This window comes from Mesorhizobium sp. AD1-1, assembly GCF_020164655.1.
Taxonomy (GTDB): Bacteria; Pseudomonadota; Alphaproteobacteria; order Rhizobiales; family Rhizobiaceae; genus Mesorhizobium; species Mesorhizobium ciceri.
The window spans coordinates 237,929-254,179 of the sequence record NZ_JAIUGP010000009.1 but is presented as its reverse complement, the minus strand read 5'-3'; the positions used below and the strand labels follow the sequence as shown (position 1 = coordinate 254,179).

The following is a 16,251-nucleotide window of genomic DNA, read 5'->3' as shown; positions in this document are numbered from 1 at the left end:
GGCACCGTCAACATCTGGGAAGTGCCGGGCTATCGCATCGAGATGTCGCCCTTCGGCGGCATCAAGGATTCGGGCAACGGCTACAAGGAGGGCGTCATCGAAGCGATGAAGAGCTACACCAATGTGAAGACATTTTCGCTGCCCTGGTGACGATCGAAATCTGTTCTGACGGCAGGCATCGGATAAGGCCCGTCGCCTTCTTTCAGACCCTTGGCGGGCAGCTTAGCTTGGCGTCGGCGATCAGAGGCGGTCTCAAAAGCAGGGGATTTTTCGACTTCCATCATTGAATTCAATTTGCCGAACCATTGATCCTATCAATGGCGCCGATTGATATATCAGATTGGACTCTTCCTCAGGCGAATGTCATTGTCACGTTGCAGTCGGAGCCCACAAGCGGCTGAAACTCTGAAAGCAGACAAAAATCTCATGAGGATTTGGACTTGTTGGACAGCGTCCGGCAAGACAGCGGAGGCCATTGCCATGACGATCTCGAAAAGAGAATTCCTGCAACTGCTCGGCTTGGGCGCGTCAGCGCTCGGGTTGCAGCCTTTGCTGGCCGGATCCGCCTTCGCCCAAAGCTCCGGGCTGCCCGCCTGGGCTGCCCTGCCCGCTGGCTCTGCACCGAAGACCGGCGGCAAGTTAGTCTATGGCCAAACCTATCCAAACTGGGCAGTTGGAAATTCCGACAACGGCAAACATCCCTACTACTGGATCGACCTTCTGACGCGCTCGATCTGGAACAGCCTCGTCTGGGTCGATCACGAATACAATGTGCAGCCCGAACTGGCGGAGAATTGGTCTCCCGTAGACGACACGATGAAGGTTTGGGACTTCAAGCTGCGCGAAGGGGTAATGTTCCACAACGGCAAGGAAATGACGTCGGAAGATGTCGTTGCCTCGATCAACGGCCATATCGTGCAGAAGGCCACCAGCCTGTTCACCAAATGGCTCGACAAAGTCGAGGCTCAGGGCAAATACGGGCTGCGATTCACCCTTAAAGCGGGATATGCGGAATTTCCATTCGCGCTAGCCGAATACCGGGTGGTAATTGTGCCGGCGGCTGCGGCCGATGCCATCTTCGCCGATGGAATTGGCACGGGTCCTTTCAAGCTGCTCCAGGTCGACAACCGGCGCGGGTTCCAGGCAGTTCGCAACGAAAACTATTGGATGAAGGGCCGGCCGTTCGTCGACGAGTTGGAGGGTTACGTCGTCAATTCGCAGACAGCCATCAACGGTTTCCGTTCTGGCCAGTTCAATGCCGTCTTCAACATCGACCCGACGACCGCCGCTCAGTATGAAAGCACGGGCGGCATCATTCACAAGTCCAAGGGTGGCGACCAGTTTCTGTTCAACCTGCCCAAAAATCTTAACCTGGTGTGGAACGACGTGAGGGTCCGCGAGGCGATCAGTCTTTCGATCGATCGCGACGCCATCAACACCATCGTCTACAGCGATCCTGGGACATGGGTAGGCAACGATACGCCGATGTCAGGCGTCAACCGCGAGTTCCTGCCGCGTGAAAAACCCTATGATCCCGACCGTGCCAAGCAACTGCTTGCCGAAGCCGGGCATCCGAACGGTCTCGATCTGCCGGCGATCGTGTTCTGCCCCTCCTTCCCGGAGGAGCCGCGGGTGATGGCCGTCGTTACTGAATCGCTGAAAAAGGCCGGCATCAACGTCGAAATACGCGAAATGCCAACCGATGGCTTCGATGCTTATGTCAAACAGGTAAATGCGCCGGTGGGCCGTCCCGCGCGCTCCCTGGTTGGGCCGCGCAACCCCGCCATCAATCTCGGTCGCCTCGCCAAAAATCCAACCGAGGATGGGGGCTGGTCAGGTCCGAAGTGCGAAGAGTTCAACGCGCTGTATCAGAAGGCAATTGCCGAGCCCAATGACGCCAAGCGCCTTGAGCTTTACCAGGAAGCCCAGCGGATCGCTCAATCCGATACGCCTTCGATCACGCTTGGCGGGCGCCGAAACATGTTGGCCCACGCAGCCTCGGTGAAAAACCTCAAGTCGCACTCGCAGAACTGGTCGAGCAGGTTCGACGGCGTCTGGATAGAGAGCTAGAGCGCGCCAAATAACGGAGTTTGGCCTTCGCCAGATTCCCAACCGACGTCTGCGCAGGAGACGAAGCAATGTTGGCGAGCGTAACAGGAATGATCGGAAGACGGGTTTTCATGGCCTTCTTCATCCTGAGCCTGACCGCGCTTATCGTTTTCCTGGGCACCGAGGTTTTGCCGGGCGATGCGCTGACTGCGTCCATTCCCGCCGAGGAGCTGCAATTCTATTCGCCAGAACAGCTCGACCAGATGCGCAGCGAGCTTGGGCTCGATCGCTCGATCCCCATCCGTTTCTTCGAGGTGTGGCGGCAACTGTTCAGCTTCAACTTTGGCACGACCATCATTAAGCACGAGCCGGTTCTGGATCGCATTTTCCACCCGATGATCAACTCCGCGATCCTGGCAGGTCTTGCCCTTGTCGTGATGTTGGCGCTGGTGATCGCGCTCGGCGTACTGGCCAGCCTGAAGCCTGGCGGGCGGCTCGACAACGCGATCAGCACAATGACCCTGTTCACGTACTCAATGCCGGATTTCGTCGTCAGCAACGTCTTCGTCATCGTCTTCGCAGTCTGGCTCGGCCTTGTGCCGGCGGTAATCCTTGCGCCGACCAATGCGCCAAAGCTGACCATTCTAGCAGCCTCGATCCTGCCGGTCATCGCCCTCTGCGTGCATGGCGCAGCCTACCAGTTTCGGTTGCTGCGCACCGGCATGGTCGAGGCGCTGAACAGCGACTATGTCGAACGGGCAAGGCTCGCAGGCATTCCGCAATGGCGGATCTCCGTCAAGCATGCGCTGCCATCGGCGCTGATACCTATGCTTAACGGAACTGCTTATTTCGTCGCCGGACTATTGTCTGGATCGGTCGTCGTCGAGTCGGTGTTCAAATTCCCTGGTGCCGGCGGCGAACTGCTGCGCGCCCTGTCGCAGCGGGAAATCCCGACGATCCAGGCCATCGCCTTTCTTGCCGCCCTCGCCGTCGTCGTCGCCAATCTGATCGCCGACCTTGCGATCCTGGCATTGGACCCTCGCGTTCGCATGAGGTCTCTCAATGGCTAACATTTCGCTGCCCACGCAAGTGCCCCGGCGACACGGCATATTGCGTTCCCCGCGCTTGCGTCGCGCACTGTCGGAACCGGCGACGTCGATCGGCGTCATTCTGGTGATCGCGCACCTGCTGATGGCGCTGCTTTCGCCGTTCATCGCACCCTACGATACCAGCGCCATGGTCGGGGCTCCGCTACAACGGCCGTCCTGGGAATTCCTGATGGGCACCGACCAGATCGGCCGCGACTATTTCAGCCGCATTGTCGCCGGGGGTCGTATCGCACTCTTCGTGTCTTTTCTCGGCGTCTCGATCTCGCTCGTGGTCGGTACGGTACTTGGCATCATCGCCGGTTACATCGGCGGCCGCACGGATGAGGTCATCATGCGCATTGTCGACGCAATGATGGCGATCCCGGACCTGATCCTGATTGCCATTCTTACCCTTGCGCTCGGCAAGGATGTCGGCGCGCTGATCCCAGTCGTCGCGGTTGTATATACTTGGGGCGTAGTGCGCGTCATTCGCGCCAAGACCATCAGCCTGGCGACGCTCGATTTCGTCAGATCGGCCGAACTGCGCGGCGAGACGCGCTTTGCGGTCATGGCGCGCGAGATTTTCCCGAATCTGATTGGACTGCTCGGCGTGGAACTCGCCGTGCGGGTATCCTCGGCCGTGCTGCGTATCAGCGCGCTGTCGTTCCTCGGGCTTGGCATCAGCCAGCCGACGCCGGACTGGGGCTTGATGGTGCAGGAAGCAATGGGCGTAGTCTTCACCGATCCATGGTTCCTGCTTTTGCCAGCCGTGATGCTGTCTAGCCTGATCATCGGTGTGAACTTCATGGTCGATGGTTTTGCGCGCGCCTTCGGTATTGCGACCGCGGAGCTTGGTTGACATGACCGCGCATATAGACGTCCGCAACCTCAAGCTCATCTACAAGACCGGACCCCTCACGGAACTCGCTGCCGTCGATGACGTCAGTTTCTCGATCGGCAAGGGCGAAACACTGGGCATCGTTGGCGAAAGCGGCTGCGGCAAGTCCTCGCTTGCCCGCGCATTCCTGGCCTATACGCGACCCGGTGCGCGGATCGCCGGCGGGTCGATCCATGTTTCCGGGTCCGACATCCTGAAGCTGGATAGTTCCGAGCTGTTGAAATTCCGTGGCCGCCGCGCCGCACTGGTGCCGCAAAACCCGCTGTCGTCGCTGACGCCGCATCGCACGATCGGCCAGCATCTCACGGAACTGATCCATCAGCACAAGGCTGCCGACGGACTGTCGGCGAAGAGCAAAGCGCTGGAATTGCTGGCCGGCATGGAGTTGCCCAATCCCGCCACCATCTTCGGCCGCTACCCGCACCAGCTTTCCGGCGGCCAGCGCCAACGCGTCGCGATCGCGGCTGCGCTGGTTGCCGAGCCCGAACTCATCATCCTCGACGAACCCACGACCGCACTCGACAAGACCGTCGAATCTCAAGTGCTCGACCTTGTCAGCCGCTTGCAAAACCGAACGAAGACAACGCTCGTCTACGTCAGCCACGACCTCAACGTCGTCGCGCGCATGTGCGAGCGCGTGCTGGTGATGCGCAAGGGCAAGGTGCTTGAGGACGGACCGACCGAGGAGGTCTTCAACAATCCGAAAACCGACTATGCGAGAACCCTGATTGCTGCCATTCCCAAGCTGAAGGCCGACATACGGCCCGAGAGGCTGAAGGTGGCGACCGAGCCGCCCGTACTGACCGTGCGCGATCTCGATTTCACCTATGGCAGCGCCCGGTCGCGGCTCTTGCGTCGCCTGTTTCCGCGACCGGCAGCGGTACGGACGCTCAGCGACATCACGCTGTCAATCTCCCCGGGTTCCACCTTGGGTGTCGTAGGTGAATCCGGCAGCGGCAAGTCGACGCTGGCGGCGATTGTCGCGGGCCTGGTCGACGGCAATGGCGGCAAGATCATCTTCGACGGCAAGCCGCTATCGGGTCTCGCGACGTCACGAAGCCGCGATCTTCGGCGTCGCGTGCAGATGATCTTTCAGGATCCGGTCTCGTCGCTCAATCCGCAGCATTCGGTCGAGCAAATCATTGGCCGGCCGCTGCAGATCTTCTTCGGCATGACGCGAGCCGCCAGCCGAGACCGGGCTGCGGAACTGCTCGCGGAACTCGACCTCGATGCCGACCTGCTGACGCGCTCGCCACGCCAATTGTCGGGCGGCCAGCAGCAGCGCGTCGCAATTGCCCGCGCCTTTGCCTGCAAGCCGGATCTTGTGCTGTGCGACGAGGTCACCTCGGCGCTGGACGTCACCGTCCAAGCGCAGGTTCTGGAATTGATGAAGCGGCTGCAACGCGAGCACAATACGGCCTATCTCTTCATTTCGCACGACTTGCCGGTGGTCGCCGACATGTCAGATCAGATTCTGGTCCTCGAGAAGGGCCAGGTACGCGACTACGCCGACACCGGTACCATTCTGACAAATCCGAACTCGTCCTACACGCGAAAACTTCTCTGCGCATTTTCAACCGCGTCCGCGCATGCGGCGCAAAGGATCAAAAAGCATGTCATTTGATGCCTTCTCTTCGCCCGGAAAGTTTTATCGGGGCAACCTGCATACCCATTCGACGCTCTCCGACGGAAAGCTGGGCCCGGAAGAGGTATGCAAGCGCTACCGCGAGCGTGGCTACGACTTTATCTGCCTGTCCGATCACTTCATGCCGCACTACAACTATCCAATCGCCGATACGCGGCCGTTCCGCACCAACAGTTTCACCACGATCCTCGGCGCCGAATGCCATGCTCCGGCGACCGAGCATGGCGAGAAATGGCATGTTCTCGCGGTCGGCTTGCCGATCGACTTTCCGCCGAACGGCGAGAAAGAGACGGGTCCGGAGATTGCGCAGCGTTGCCTCCACGCGGGCGCGTTCGTCGCCATCCCACATCCGGAATGGTATGCGCTGACGGCTGGCGATGCGGCATCGATTCCCGGTGCCCACGCGGTGGAGGTTTACAACCACACAAGCCAGGTTCTCAATGGCCGCGGCGGCGGCTCCTACTATCTCGACGATATCCTGAACACCGGCAGACGCATCAATGCGCTCGCCTGCGATGACGCGCATTGGGTGGCTGGTGAAGACCAAAACCGCGACGCATTCGGCGGCTGGGTGATGGTCAAAGCCGAAGCCAATGAACCGGAGGCCCTGGTCGATGCGCTGAAGAACGGACGGTATTATTCCAGCCAAGGCCCGAAGATCGTCGACGTCGCCTTCGATGGCGATTTCATTACGATCAACACCTCGCCTTGCTTCCAAATCTCCCTTGTCGGTCGCGCGTCCAGAAACGAAAAGCAATCCGGAGACGGAATGACATCCGCACGGCTGCCCTGGAAAAAATTCGAGGGCGACTGGTGCCGAGTGGTTGTGATCGATGAGGCCGGCAAGCTGGCTTGGTCTAATCCGATCTATCTCTGAGGCAAGAACGTCGCCAGCGGCACAGCCAAGCTCGTGTCAACGATATCGCCTTATCCGCGATCATCCAACATGACGACATGTATGTTGATGCCGTGCCGTCACCGGCAACGGCGCGGTGGGCAATCTGGACTGGACTACCAACAAGTTTATGACGGCATCCACCAATCAGAGGCGGTGATGCGTGTTCTCGCAAGCGCTTGAGGAGCAAGCATGGCCACGGACGGACCGCAAAGTTAGGGCGGGTAGCCTGAGCATCAGGTCGCGCAATGTTCTGTCGATTGTTGTCCGCTTGGGAAGTTTGGGTGGGGCAGACCAAGGCAGTTCTGCCTTGCCACTTGCTGCCTGTGGCAAGCTACATTCCAGCACTGCCCACTTGGGCAGCGCCCAATTTAGCTGTCGCCTCACCAACTGTGGAGTTAAGTTCTCTCGAATCCCCGAGAAATGAGCAATTGAGGCCCGCCAGCCACGTTTGAAATTAGACATAGCCCTTACGCAAGCAGAGATAGACGGGTCGTCAAAGGAACGGCTACTCGCATAAAATATTGATATAGTTCATGCCCTTCCCGAGAGATGGGTGACAGTTCATTCCGGATAGATGGGTCACACTTTCGGCCCTTTGCAAGGAGAGCAAGATGCCTTGAAAGGAGTGTAACGTCATGGAAGAGCGGCTGAAGTTCGTCGCCCGGCTGCTGGACGGCGAGAAGATGGCGATGCTTTGCCGGGAGTTCGATATCTCGCGCAAGACCGGCTACAAGATCCTCACGCGCTACAACGACAGCGGCCTGGAGGGGCTGACGGACCGATCGCGGCGGCCCTATCGCCACGCCAATCAGCTTCCGTTTCAAATCGAGAAGCTGATTGTGCGCCTCAAGCAAGACAAGCCGACATGGGGTGCGCCGAAGATACGCGAGCGGCTGGCCCGGCTGTATCCGGATGTGCACCGGCCCGCGATCTCGACGGTGCATGCCGTGCTCGACCGCCACGGCATGGTCGAGCGCCGCAAGCGCAGGCGCAACAGGGCGACGGGGACACCACTTTCAAACGGCTGTCGCCCTAACGATCTTTGGTGTGCCGACTACAAGGGCGAGTTCATGCTCGCCGATCGGCGCTATTGCTATCCGCTGACCATCACCGACTTCGCCAGCCGTTATCTCATCGCCTGCGAGGCGCTCTCGACCACCAAGGAAGCCTATGCCTTCACCGTGTTCGAAAGCGTTTTCAAAGAGTTCGGCCTGCCAAGCGCGATCAGGACCGACAATGGCGTTCCCTTCGCCAGCCCCAACGCGCTGTTCAATCTCAGCAAACTGTCGGTCTGGTGGCTGCGCCTGGGCATCGACATCGAGCGCATCAAGCCGGGCTGTCCGCAGCAGAATGGCCGCCATGAGCGCATGCACCTCACCCTCAAGAAGGAGACCACCAAACCGGCCGGCGCCAATTTCCTTCAACAGCAGGCCAGGTTCGATGACTTCATCGACGAGTTCAACTCACAACGCCCGCACCAGGCGCTCGACATGGCGCAAGAAGATCAACCTCAGCCTTGTCTTTGCCGGCCAGACCGTCGGAATCAAACAGGTCGAGGACCATATCTGGCTGGCTAGCTTCATGGACTATGATTTGGGATATTTCGACGATGAGACATGCAGGCTCGAACCACTCCGAACCCCTTCGGGCCAAAAGTGTTACCCATGTCTCCGGTATAAACCGTAACCTATGTGTCCGGAACGGACCGCAAATCATTGGCGCACCCGACAGGATTCGAACCTGTGACCTCTGCCTTCGGAGGGCAGCGCTCTATCCAGCTGAGCTACGGGTGCTTTCCGGAATCCGGAAAACGAACCAGCCGGTGAACCGGCAAGTCACGGCTTCTTAGCGGAAGCGGGCGCGGGCTTCAACGGGCAATTGGCGATTGGCGTAGCGACTTGGCCCGGTGCTCCAGGCTGCGGCCTATGAGGTTCCCGCCCCCGCCTTCACCGTCCGCCTTCCACGCACCGCCCGCTTCGGCTTCTTGGCGCCCGCCAGTTCGTGCATCGCATCCAGCTGCATCTGCTGCATTTCGGCCAGGCGCGTCCATTGGCGCGAGATGAGGTAGTCGAGCTTTTCGTGCAGATGGCGCACTTCGAGCTCGGCCTTGAGGTTGACGCGGTAGTCGTTGAAGGAGCGCAGGCGGTCCTTGGACTCCTGCCGCCGCTGGCTCATCATGATGATCGGCGCCTGGATGGCGGCAATGCAGGAGAGCAGCAGGTTGAGCAGGATGAAGGGATAGGGATCGAAAGCGGCGCTCATGCCGGCGACCAGATTGATGCCGATCCACACCAGAAGCACGCTGCCGAACGAGATCAGGAACCACCAGCTGCCGCCGAAGGCCGCCATGTTGTCGGAGACGCGGTCGGCGAAGGTGCGGTGCTCCTCGAATTCTTCTTCCGAGTTTTCGGAAATCGTGTCCTGCCTGGCGATCGATTCGACCACCTGACGGTCGAGCTCGGAGAATTCGCCGTGCTCCTGCTGCAGCAACTCCTCCATGTAGCGCATGCGGTAGCGGCCGAGCTCGGCGCGGCTGATGCGGGCGCCCGCCGGCAGGTCGGGATGGTCCGAGCGGATGCGGTCAGCGAGGCTCGGGCGCAGCGTGTCGATGCGCACCAGATCGCGCTTGCGGAATTTGCGGCCCGATATCGCCGACGGCTTTTTCTTCGGCTTGCCACGGTGGGCGCCTGGACCAGCGGGGTCGGAGTCCGGCACTTCGGGCGTGTCGAAGTGTTCGTCCGATACCGGATCGGCCTCCAGCTCACCGACGATCGGCGCCTCGAAATACTCGCCGCCGTCATCGTTCTGATTGTCTGCCGCCTGTTCGGGCGTTTTGGGGACGGTGCTCATGGTGGGCTCCTGAGGGTGCTGGGCGACGATAGACAGAGGTGGCGGCGCATAGCCAGCGCCGGGCACGGATTTCGCAGGCCGGACAAGTGTTTTTGATCGGAGAAGGCGATGTGGCTGGCGGCGGCTCGCCCCTCAGGGAGGGTGGAGACGTTCCAGATTGGCCGGAGCGGGAAGAACTTGCCCGATGTTTGCGCCAATCACCCCCCTCTGTCCTGCCGGACATCTCCCCCTCAAGGGGGGAGATTGGCTGTTGTCCCGGCTTTCGCCAATTTCCACCGTCACAGGAGTGAGCGGAGCGCCGAAGCTGCCAATCTGCCCCCTTGCGGGGGTTGAGGAGCGGTCCGCGCAGCGGGCGGAAAGCCAATTGCTTGGCTTTCCGAGCGACGAACATCCGGCAGGACAGAGGGGGCGCTGTCCCGCCAACGTGCACAAGGTTCTGCAGGGCGGCGGGCAACAAAAAACCCACCTTGCGGGCGGGTCACGTTTCCAGTCGATCAATTGGCGCGACTCAGCACCATACCGAAAATAGTAGCATAGCTGCCCTCAGGGTCAAGAAAAAATTCCTATCGGCATCCATCCCCGCGCAGCCAAGCGCGATGCTTGCTACCGGCAGCTCGCCCTTCGCAGGCTCAGGGCGTTCGTCGTTCAAAAAGCCAAGCAATTGGCTTTTTGTCCGCTACGCGGACCACTCCTCACTGTTCCGCGAACATCAGCCTGGTCTTGGTGCCGTCCACCGTCGGCGACAGGCTGCGCTGGATCAGCGCTTCGACGTGGTCGTTGCGCTGGCGGGCTGAGTCGGCGCCCATCACCACGACGATCAAATTGCGGCCGTCGGCATTGTAGGAGGTGACGATGTTGAAGCCCGACGCCCTGATGTAGCCGGTCTTGATGCCGTCGACGCCGCGCACGCGGCCGAGCATGTCGTTGTGGCCGCGCACCAGCCTGCCGCGGAACATGAAATCGCTTTCGGAGAAATAGTGGAACTGCTGGGGAAAGCGCTGATGCAGCGCCATGCCGAGCACCGCCATGTCGCGCGCCGTCGTCATCTGGCCATCGTCGGGCAGGCCCGACGCGTTGCGGAAGGTGGTGCTGGTCATGCCGAGCTGGCGCGCCTTGGATGTCATCATGGCGGCGAACTGATCCTCCGAGCCGCCGAGATATTCGCCGACCGCCACCGCCACGTCGTTGGCCGATTTGACGACGATGGCGCGGATCGCGGAATCGACGTCGATGCTTTCGCCGCGCCGGAAGCGCATCTTGGTCGGCGGCTGCGAGGCGGCATGGTCCGACACCGGGATCTGCGTCTGCTTGCTGACGCGGCCGGACTCCAGCGCCTCGAACAAAAGATACAGCGTCATCATCTTGGTCAGCGAGGCGGGGTAGCGCTGCGCCGTCGAGCTGACCTCGAACAGCTGCTTGCCGGTCCTGGCGTCAACCACGATGGCCGCATATTTCTGCGCCGGCGCGGGCACGGCCAGCACGCTGTCGGGCGGCGTCGTGGCGCAGCCGGCCAGCAGCACCAGCAGGGCTAGTGCCGCAAAAACTCTCTGGATGAGCGGAAGGGGACGCAGGTAGGACAAGGGCTGGACTGTTCTGGGTCGGCTGTTGCTGAGATGAGACGACGCTAACGTAACGCGGCTGTTGCGTCCATTTGGTTAATGCCGGTTAGCCCCAGGATTGTCGAGCCTCGCAAGCTTGGCATCCGCCCCGAAAACGCCGGTTTTCCCGTGTCTTTGCTTGCCAAGGCCGCGTTTCCCGTGGGAAGGGGCGTGGTATCGAGGGCTTGGGGGCTTGGCATGACGAACATCGGGGCCGGGGGCGCTGCGCCCTCGCTTATCAGGGCATCACTCAGCCGCACCGGCAAATGGGCCGGCAGCGTCGCCTTTGTCGGGGGTGCCGTATCCGACATCCTCAATCCGCTGGCGCCGTTCGCCGCCTATGTCGCGCTGGTCGCCGCGGTCGCCGCAATCATCATCGCCATTGCCATCGTGCTCCGGCTGGTGCTGGCGGCCAAGGCGCTGCCGGCCTTGATCTTCGCCACCAGTGCGGCGGCCGTCGCCGGCGGCGTCTACGGCCTGCAGCAGCAGACCAACGCCCAGCACGGGGTGATCGCCAGCCTGGTGCCGGCCATTGCCGGGCTGCAGCAGTCGATGGGCATCGTTACCGAGAAAGTTGCGAAGATCGAGCAGACCGTCACGCAGACGCAAAAGACGGTCGACGCGGTCAAGCAGTCGACCGACACGGTGGCGAAAAAGACCGACGAGATCGCGTCCGTCCAGCAGCAGCAGACTGAGCAGACGGCGGAAGTGCAGAAGACCACCGACGAGGTGAAGAAGGAGACCGAGACGCTGGTCGCCGGCCAGGCGCAGCAGCAGGCCCAGACCGAGAAGCTGCAGGCGACGACGCAGCAGATCGCCGCCTCGATCGACATCATCGCCAAGGGCTTTGCCGCCCTTGCCGCGCAGGGCGGGGCGATCGCCGAGCCGAAGCGGCCGGACGAGTTCTACCACAATGCCCGCGTCTACGAGCTGTCCGGCGACATGCTGAATGCGCGGCGCTCCTACCTCACTTTTGCCGGCTTCGACGTCGACGCCATCGACCCCTATACGCGCTTTGCCACGCTGCTTCGGGTGCAGGATGGCAAGGCCGGCGCCCGCGAGGTGTTCGGCGCGCTTGCCGACAAGGGCAAGGCGCTGTCGATCAAACTCGTGCATATCCAGCAGTTCGACGACGCCCAGCGCCTCGACAAGCTCAACGTCTTCATATCAGCCAATCCGGATTTCGCGCCGGTCTATTTCCTGTTGGCGCAGGAGTTTTCCGAAGACCGCCTCGGCGCCCAGACGCTGGCCGACAAGCGCAACGAGGCCAAGGCGCTGATCAAGTTCACGTCCTACGAAAAGGATGGCGGGCTGCTCAAATATTTCGTCGACCAGACGCAGTTGGCCGACTGGCTGGACCGCAGCCGCAGCCGGCTGGCGGCGCTTGGCGACGTGCTCGACCCCGCCCGCTTCGTGCCTTCGCTGACGCCGATGCGCTCCAACCAGGGCTGGTCGATGACCATCTCGCTGCCCGAGCCGGCGACCGCCATCTCCTGGCGCATGGGCGACAGCGGTCCGTTCACCGACACCGGTTTCCTGGCCATGAACGACCAGACGACCGGCAAGCCGATGGCCAATCCCAGCTTCGAGATGCCCGACAGCACGGTGGCGGGGATCATTGCGATCAAATATCTCGACATCAGGGGCCGCGAGACCGGCCCGTTCGACATCCGCTTCGACCCCGAGACAGCGCTTCAGCAAGGCAACAAGCAGATCCTCGACCAGTTCTGGACCTCGTGGATCGCCTTCGATGCCAGCGGCAACCACGGCCTGGTCTATTTCACCCAGATGCTGTCCTACCGCTGCGCCATCAAACAGGTGCATTACAGCCTGAACGGCGCGGCCCTCGACAAGGAGATCAAGATGCCGCCTTGCGACAAGAAGGACCCCTACGCCATCCCCTACGACTACCAGCCCTATTTCAAGGTCGCCGACAGCGTGAAATCGATGTCGGTGCAGGTTACCTACACCGACGACACCAAGTCGCCGGTGCGGGAATACAAGCGACAGTAGCTCACCCTCCCCTTGTGGGGAAGGTGAAGGTGCGCGATGCAAAAATGCCCTGTCGCAGTGCTTGCGCAACCGCCGCCGAACGGGTTCAGTTTGCGCCTTCAGAATCGGTGACAGCGCAATGACCATCCACACCATCAAGGCCAGAGGCATTTCGGTTTCGCTCGACCTCACGGTCGGCCACATCGCCGACATGGTCGTCGAGGGCGGTGGGCGGCAGCTGAAGCCGCTGCATCGCGCGCCCTGGGTCGATGCGAACGAGACGCTGCCGAAAGACCTGCCGGAAGGCACGGTTCGGCTGTCCGGCGATTTCCTCTGCGCGCCGTTTTCGCGCAGCGATGTCGAGGAAGCGCCGCTGCATGGCTGGACGGCCAACAGTGCCTGGGATGTCGTCGAAAGTGTCGCGACCGACGATGGCTGGCACGCCGTCTATCGCCTGCGGCACGAGGTGATGGGCGCTTCGGTCGACAAGATCCTGACGCTGCGCGACGGCCATCCCTTCCTCTACCAGGAGCATGTATTTTCCGGCGGTCATGGTGCGATCTCGGTCGCCCATCACCCGATGACGGCCATGACCGGCGGCGGCAGGCTGGCCTTTTCGCCGAAGCGTTTTGCCGCGACGCTGGACGATCCGCTGGAGCCCGATCCCGCACGCGGCCGCTTCATGCTCGCCTATCCGGCGCGCTCCACCGATCTCGGCCATTTTCCCGCCGCCGGCGGCGGCACGCTCGACCTGACGGAATACCGCATGGATGACCGCCGCGAGGATTTCATCACGCTGGTCGAAGCCGACCATGGCGGGCCGGGATGGACCGCGCTTGCACGACAGGCCGAGGACGATCTGGTGCTGGTGCTGAAGAACCCGGCCGAACTGCCAATCACCATGCTGTGGTTCAGCAATGGCGGGCGCGACTACGCCCCATGGAGCGGCCGCCACCTTGGCGTGCTCGGCATCGAGGATGGCCGCGCTGCCGTCGGCCATGCCGCCTCGATCGGCGACAACTGGCTGAAACGCGAAGGGGTGGCGACCGCTTTTGCGCTGGGCGAAGGCCAAAGCGTGTCCTTTCGCCACGTCATCGGCGTCCTGCCGCTGTCGGGCGGCGAGCCGCCGCGGGACGTCACGACGGCGGATGGCCGCATGCGGCTGCAAGCCGGTGGTTCGACGCCGGAGGTTCCCTTCGACAGCGATTTCCTGCGCATCGGCCAGGCGCTGGCCTCGTAGGTGTGATTGCGCGGCCGCAGGGTTTGAAATTTCCGTGAACTGTCGCCAAGATGTGGCCGAAATCATCATGCGGAACATGGTGGATCTGAAGCTCTGCCAGAGAGGCTCTCATGTCCGAAATCGCCCATCTCGCCGCCACCATCTTCAAGCGTGCCGGCAAGGCAAACCGCTTCATCGTCGCCATTGCCGGTCCACCAGGCGCCGGCAAGTCGACGCTGTCGGCAAGGCTGCATGAACTGCTGCCCGAAGGGGCAGCGGAGGTCGTACCGATGGACGGCTTCCACTATGACGACGCCGTGCTCGAGCGGCGCGGTCTGCGCGCACGCAAGGGCGCGCCGGAAACTTTCGACTTTGCCGGTTTTGAGGCCTTGCTGAAGCGTATCCGTGCCGGTGAACCCGACATCGCCATTCCGGTCTTCGACCGCAGCATGGAACTATCGCGCGCCGCAGCCTCGATCGTCGCCACAGAAACCAAGTTCATCCTGGTCGAGGGCAATTACCTGCTGCTCGACGAAGAGCCGTGGTCGCGGCTGGCGCCGCTGTTCGATTTCTCGATCTTCGTCGACGTGCCGCGCAACGAGCTCGAGCGCCGCCTGATGGAGCGCTGGCACGAGCATGGCCGCTCCGATGAAGATGCACGCGCCTGGATCGCTTCCAACGACCTGCCCAACATCGAGCGCGTGCTCGCGCGGCGCAGTGCCGCCGATCTGGTGATCGGCCTTTCCGCTTGATTCGACGGATTGTGCAAGGGGAACCTTAAGACTTTCAGGCCGTTATTCCGACACGACAATTGTGCCAAAAGAGGGATTCGGTCCAATGGCAACCAAGGCAAAAAAGCCTGCGCCCGCCAAGGGCAAGGCGACCCAATCCAAAACCGGCGCCGGCCCGGCAATGACAGGCCGTTCGAAGGACGCCAAGCCGGCTTTCGGCAAGGCAGCGCCGAAGAAAGTGGTGCCGGCCGCAGCGAAAGCCGCGCCAAAAGCCGCAAAGGCGAAGAAGCCCGCGAGTTCCAGCGACTCCTTAGGCGGCAGTGCGATGCGCACGGCCAAGGCCACGGCCAACGTCGCTGCCGGCGCGGTCATGGTCGCCGCCCGAGGTGCTGCGTCGCTCGCTGCTTCCGTCATGGGCAAAGGCGGTTCGAAAGCCAAAGCGAAGGCGAAATAGCCGCGCTTCGGAGGCTGGTTTTTCTATCCCTTGGCCGGGATGGTCAGGCCTTTTTGCACCGCCGGCCGCGCCAGGCCGCGCTCCAGCCATGTTCCCAGATGGGCGAAATCGTCAAAGCCGACGAGTTCGCGTGCTTCGTAGAATCCGATCAGGTTGCGCACCCAACCGAGCAGCGAGATGTCGGCGATGGTGTAGTCATTGCCCATGATCCACTTGCGCCCCTTCAGCCGGCCGTCGAGCACGCCGAGCAGTCGCTTTGACTCGTCGCGATAGCGCTCCAGAGGGCGTTTGTCGGCGATTTCGCGGCCGGCGAATTTGTGGAAGAAGCCGACCTGGCCGAACATCGGCCCGACCGAGGCCATCTGGAAGAACACCCACTGGATGGTCTCGTAGCGGCGCGCGCCATCAATGGGCATGAGCAGGCCGGTCTTTTCAGCAAGGTAGAGCAGGATGGCGCCGGATTCGAACAGGCCGATCGGCTTGCCGTCCGGGCCGTTGGGATCGATGATCGCCGGTATCTTGCCGTTGGGATTGAGCGACAGGAATTCCGGTGTCCAGCTTTCGTTCTGGCCGATGTTGACCCAATGCGGCTCGTAAGGAAGGCCGAGTTCCTCCAGGGCGATCGATATCTTCACCCCGTTCGGCGTTGTCGCCGAATAGAGCTGGAGCTGGTCCGGATGCTTGGCCGGCCAACGCGTTGCGATCGGAAAGGCGGACAGGTCTGCCATGGAAACTCCTGGATGAGGATTCGCGCCGAGCGGCGCGGTTTTGGCGGGTCGGCCAAGGATTAGACGCGGCGCACGGCACGATCAATATGGCGGCGAAGGGT

At 61.7% G+C, this 16,251-nt stretch carries 13 protein-coding genes, 1 tRNA gene and 1 pseudogene; 11 read left to right on the top strand and 4 right to left on the bottom strand.

The window, feature by feature from the left end:
* The 7 genes and pseudogenes from LB519_RS18920 to LB519_RS18890 form a co-directional block, all read left to right on the top strand.
* A partial coding sequence (locus LB519_RS18920; protein ID WP_224620869.1) for an aldehyde dehydrogenase family protein occupies positions 1 to 150 on the top strand: 150 nt, incomplete at its 5' end.
* Positions 151 to 360: 210 nt separating this feature from the next.
* Entirely contained in the window at positions 361 to 2,070 is a 1,710-nt protein-coding gene (locus LB519_RS18915) for an ABC transporter substrate-binding protein (protein WP_224620858.1), read from the top strand.
* 110 nt (positions 2,071 to 2,180) lie between these two features.
* A complete protein-coding gene (locus LB519_RS18910) occupies positions 2,181 to 3,119 on the top strand; it encodes an ABC transporter permease (protein WP_224620857.1) in 939 nt (312 codons plus the stop codon).
* Positions 3,112 to 3,996, top strand: coding sequence for an ABC transporter permease (locus tag LB519_RS18905; protein WP_224620856.1), 885 nt, complete (start codon positions 3,112 to 3,114; stop codon positions 3,994 to 3,996). Before LB519_RS18910 ends, LB519_RS18905 begins: the two co-directional genes overlap by 8 nt.
* Position 3,997: 1 nt before the next feature.
* On the top strand, positions 3,998 to 5,659 hold the full coding sequence (locus LB519_RS18900; RefSeq protein WP_224620855.1) for a dipeptide ABC transporter ATP-binding protein: 1,662 nt from the start codon (positions 3,998 to 4,000) through the stop codon (positions 5,657 to 5,659).
* The gene (locus tag LB519_RS18895) at positions 5,649 to 6,557 is read left to right on the top strand and encodes a PHP domain-containing protein (protein ID WP_224620854.1); all 909 of its coding nucleotides are present in this window, start codon (positions 5,649 to 5,651) and stop codon (positions 6,555 to 6,557) included. Before LB519_RS18900 ends, LB519_RS18895 begins: the two co-directional genes overlap by 11 nt.
* Positions 6,558 to 7,213: 656 nt before the next feature.
* Positions 7,214 to 8,257: pseudogene (locus tag LB519_RS18890) on the top strand (helix-turn-helix domain-containing protein).
* Positions 8,258 to 8,294: 37 nt separating this feature from the next.
* Here LB519_RS18890 and LB519_RS18885 read toward each other — a convergent pair.
* The 3 genes from LB519_RS18885 to LB519_RS18875 all read right to left on the bottom strand — a co-directional run bounded on the left by LB519_RS18885 (position 8,295) and on the right by LB519_RS18875 (position 11,008).
* A tRNA-Arg gene (locus tag LB519_RS18885) sits at positions 8,295 to 8,371 on the bottom strand.
* Between the two features lie 130 nt (positions 8,372 to 8,501).
* A complete protein-coding gene (locus LB519_RS18880) occupies positions 8,502 to 9,428 on the bottom strand; it encodes a DUF1003 domain-containing protein (RefSeq protein ID WP_013528385.1) in 927 nt (308 codons plus the stop codon).
* A 692-nt stretch (positions 9,429 to 10,120) separates the two neighbouring features.
* Positions 10,121 to 11,008, bottom strand: a complete 888-nt coding sequence (locus LB519_RS18875; RefSeq protein WP_224620852.1) for a D-alanyl-D-alanine carboxypeptidase family protein — start codon at positions 11,006 to 11,008, stop codon at positions 10,121 to 10,123.
* 216 nt (positions 11,009 to 11,224) lie between these two features.
* Between LB519_RS18875 and LB519_RS18870 the strand changes: the two genes are divergently transcribed.
* The 4 genes from LB519_RS18870 to LB519_RS18855 all read left to right on the top strand — a co-directional run bounded on the left by LB519_RS18870 (position 11,225) and on the right by LB519_RS18855 (position 15,422).
* Complete coding sequence (locus LB519_RS18870; protein ID WP_224620850.1) at positions 11,225 to 13,039, top strand: methyl-accepting chemotaxis protein; 1,815 nt, start codon at positions 11,225 to 11,227, stop codon at positions 13,037 to 13,039.
* 118 nt (positions 13,040 to 13,157) lie between these two features.
* Positions 13,158 to 14,258, top strand: coding sequence for a hypothetical protein (locus LB519_RS18865; protein WP_224620849.1), 1,101 nt, complete (start codon positions 13,158 to 13,160; stop codon positions 14,256 to 14,258).
* A gap of 110 nt (positions 14,259 to 14,368) precedes the next feature.
* Positions 14,369 to 14,989, top strand: coding sequence for a nucleoside triphosphate hydrolase (locus tag LB519_RS18860; RefSeq protein WP_013528389.1), 621 nt, complete (start codon positions 14,369 to 14,371; stop codon positions 14,987 to 14,989).
* Between the two features lie 85 nt (positions 14,990 to 15,074).
* On the top strand, positions 15,075 to 15,422 hold the full coding sequence (locus tag LB519_RS18855) for a hypothetical protein (RefSeq protein ID WP_224620848.1): 348 nt from the start codon (positions 15,075 to 15,077) through the stop codon (positions 15,420 to 15,422).
* Between the two features lie 23 nt (positions 15,423 to 15,445).
* On the opposite strand, the gene LB519_RS18850 is transcribed toward LB519_RS18855, so the two are convergent.
* The gene (locus LB519_RS18850) at positions 15,446 to 16,150 is read right to left on the bottom strand and encodes a glutathione S-transferase N-terminal domain-containing protein (protein WP_027161063.1); all 705 of its coding nucleotides are present in this window, start codon (positions 16,148 to 16,150) and stop codon (positions 15,446 to 15,448) included.
* Between the last annotated feature and the right edge of the window lie 101 nt (positions 16,151 to 16,251).

Bases quoted from the DNA above. Each gene is read 5' to 3' on its own strand.
- LB519_RS18905 (WP_224620856.1), top strand. From the start codon at position 3,112: ATGGCTAACATTTCGCTGCCCACGCAAGTGCCCCGGCGACACGGCATA.
- LB519_RS18870 (WP_224620850.1), top strand. From the start codon at position 11,225: ATGACGAACATCGGGGCCGGGGGCGCTGCGCCCTCGCTTATCAGGGCA.
- LB519_RS18910 (WP_224620857.1), top strand. From the start codon at position 2,181: ATGGCCTTCTTCATCCTGAGCCTGACCGCGCTTATCGTTTTCCTGGGC.
- LB519_RS18900 (WP_224620855.1), top strand. From the start codon at position 3,998: ATGACCGCGCATATAGACGTCCGCAACCTCAAGCTCATCTACAAGACC.
- LB519_RS18880 (WP_013528385.1), bottom strand. From the start codon at position 9,428: ATGAGCACCGTCCCCAAAACGCCCGAACAGGCGGCAGACAATCAGAAC.
- LB519_RS18865 (WP_224620849.1), top strand. From the start codon at position 13,158: ATGACCATCCACACCATCAAGGCCAGAGGCATTTCGGTTTCGCTCGAC.
- LB519_RS18895 (WP_224620854.1), top strand. From the start codon at position 5,649: ATGTCATTTGATGCCTTCTCTTCGCCCGGAAAGTTTTATCGGGGCAAC.
- LB519_RS18855 (WP_224620848.1), top strand. From the start codon at position 15,075: ATGGCAACCAAGGCAAAAAAGCCTGCGCCCGCCAAGGGCAAGGCGACC.
- LB519_RS18915 (WP_224620858.1), top strand. From the start codon at position 361: ATGTCATTGTCACGTTGCAGTCGGAGCCCACAAGCGGCTGAAACTCTG.
- LB519_RS18850 (WP_027161063.1), bottom strand. From the start codon at position 16,150: ATGGCAGACCTGTCCGCCTTTCCGATCGCAACGCGTTGGCCGGCCAAG.
- LB519_RS18860 (WP_013528389.1), top strand. From the start codon at position 14,369: ATGTCCGAAATCGCCCATCTCGCCGCCACCATCTTCAAGCGTGCCGGC.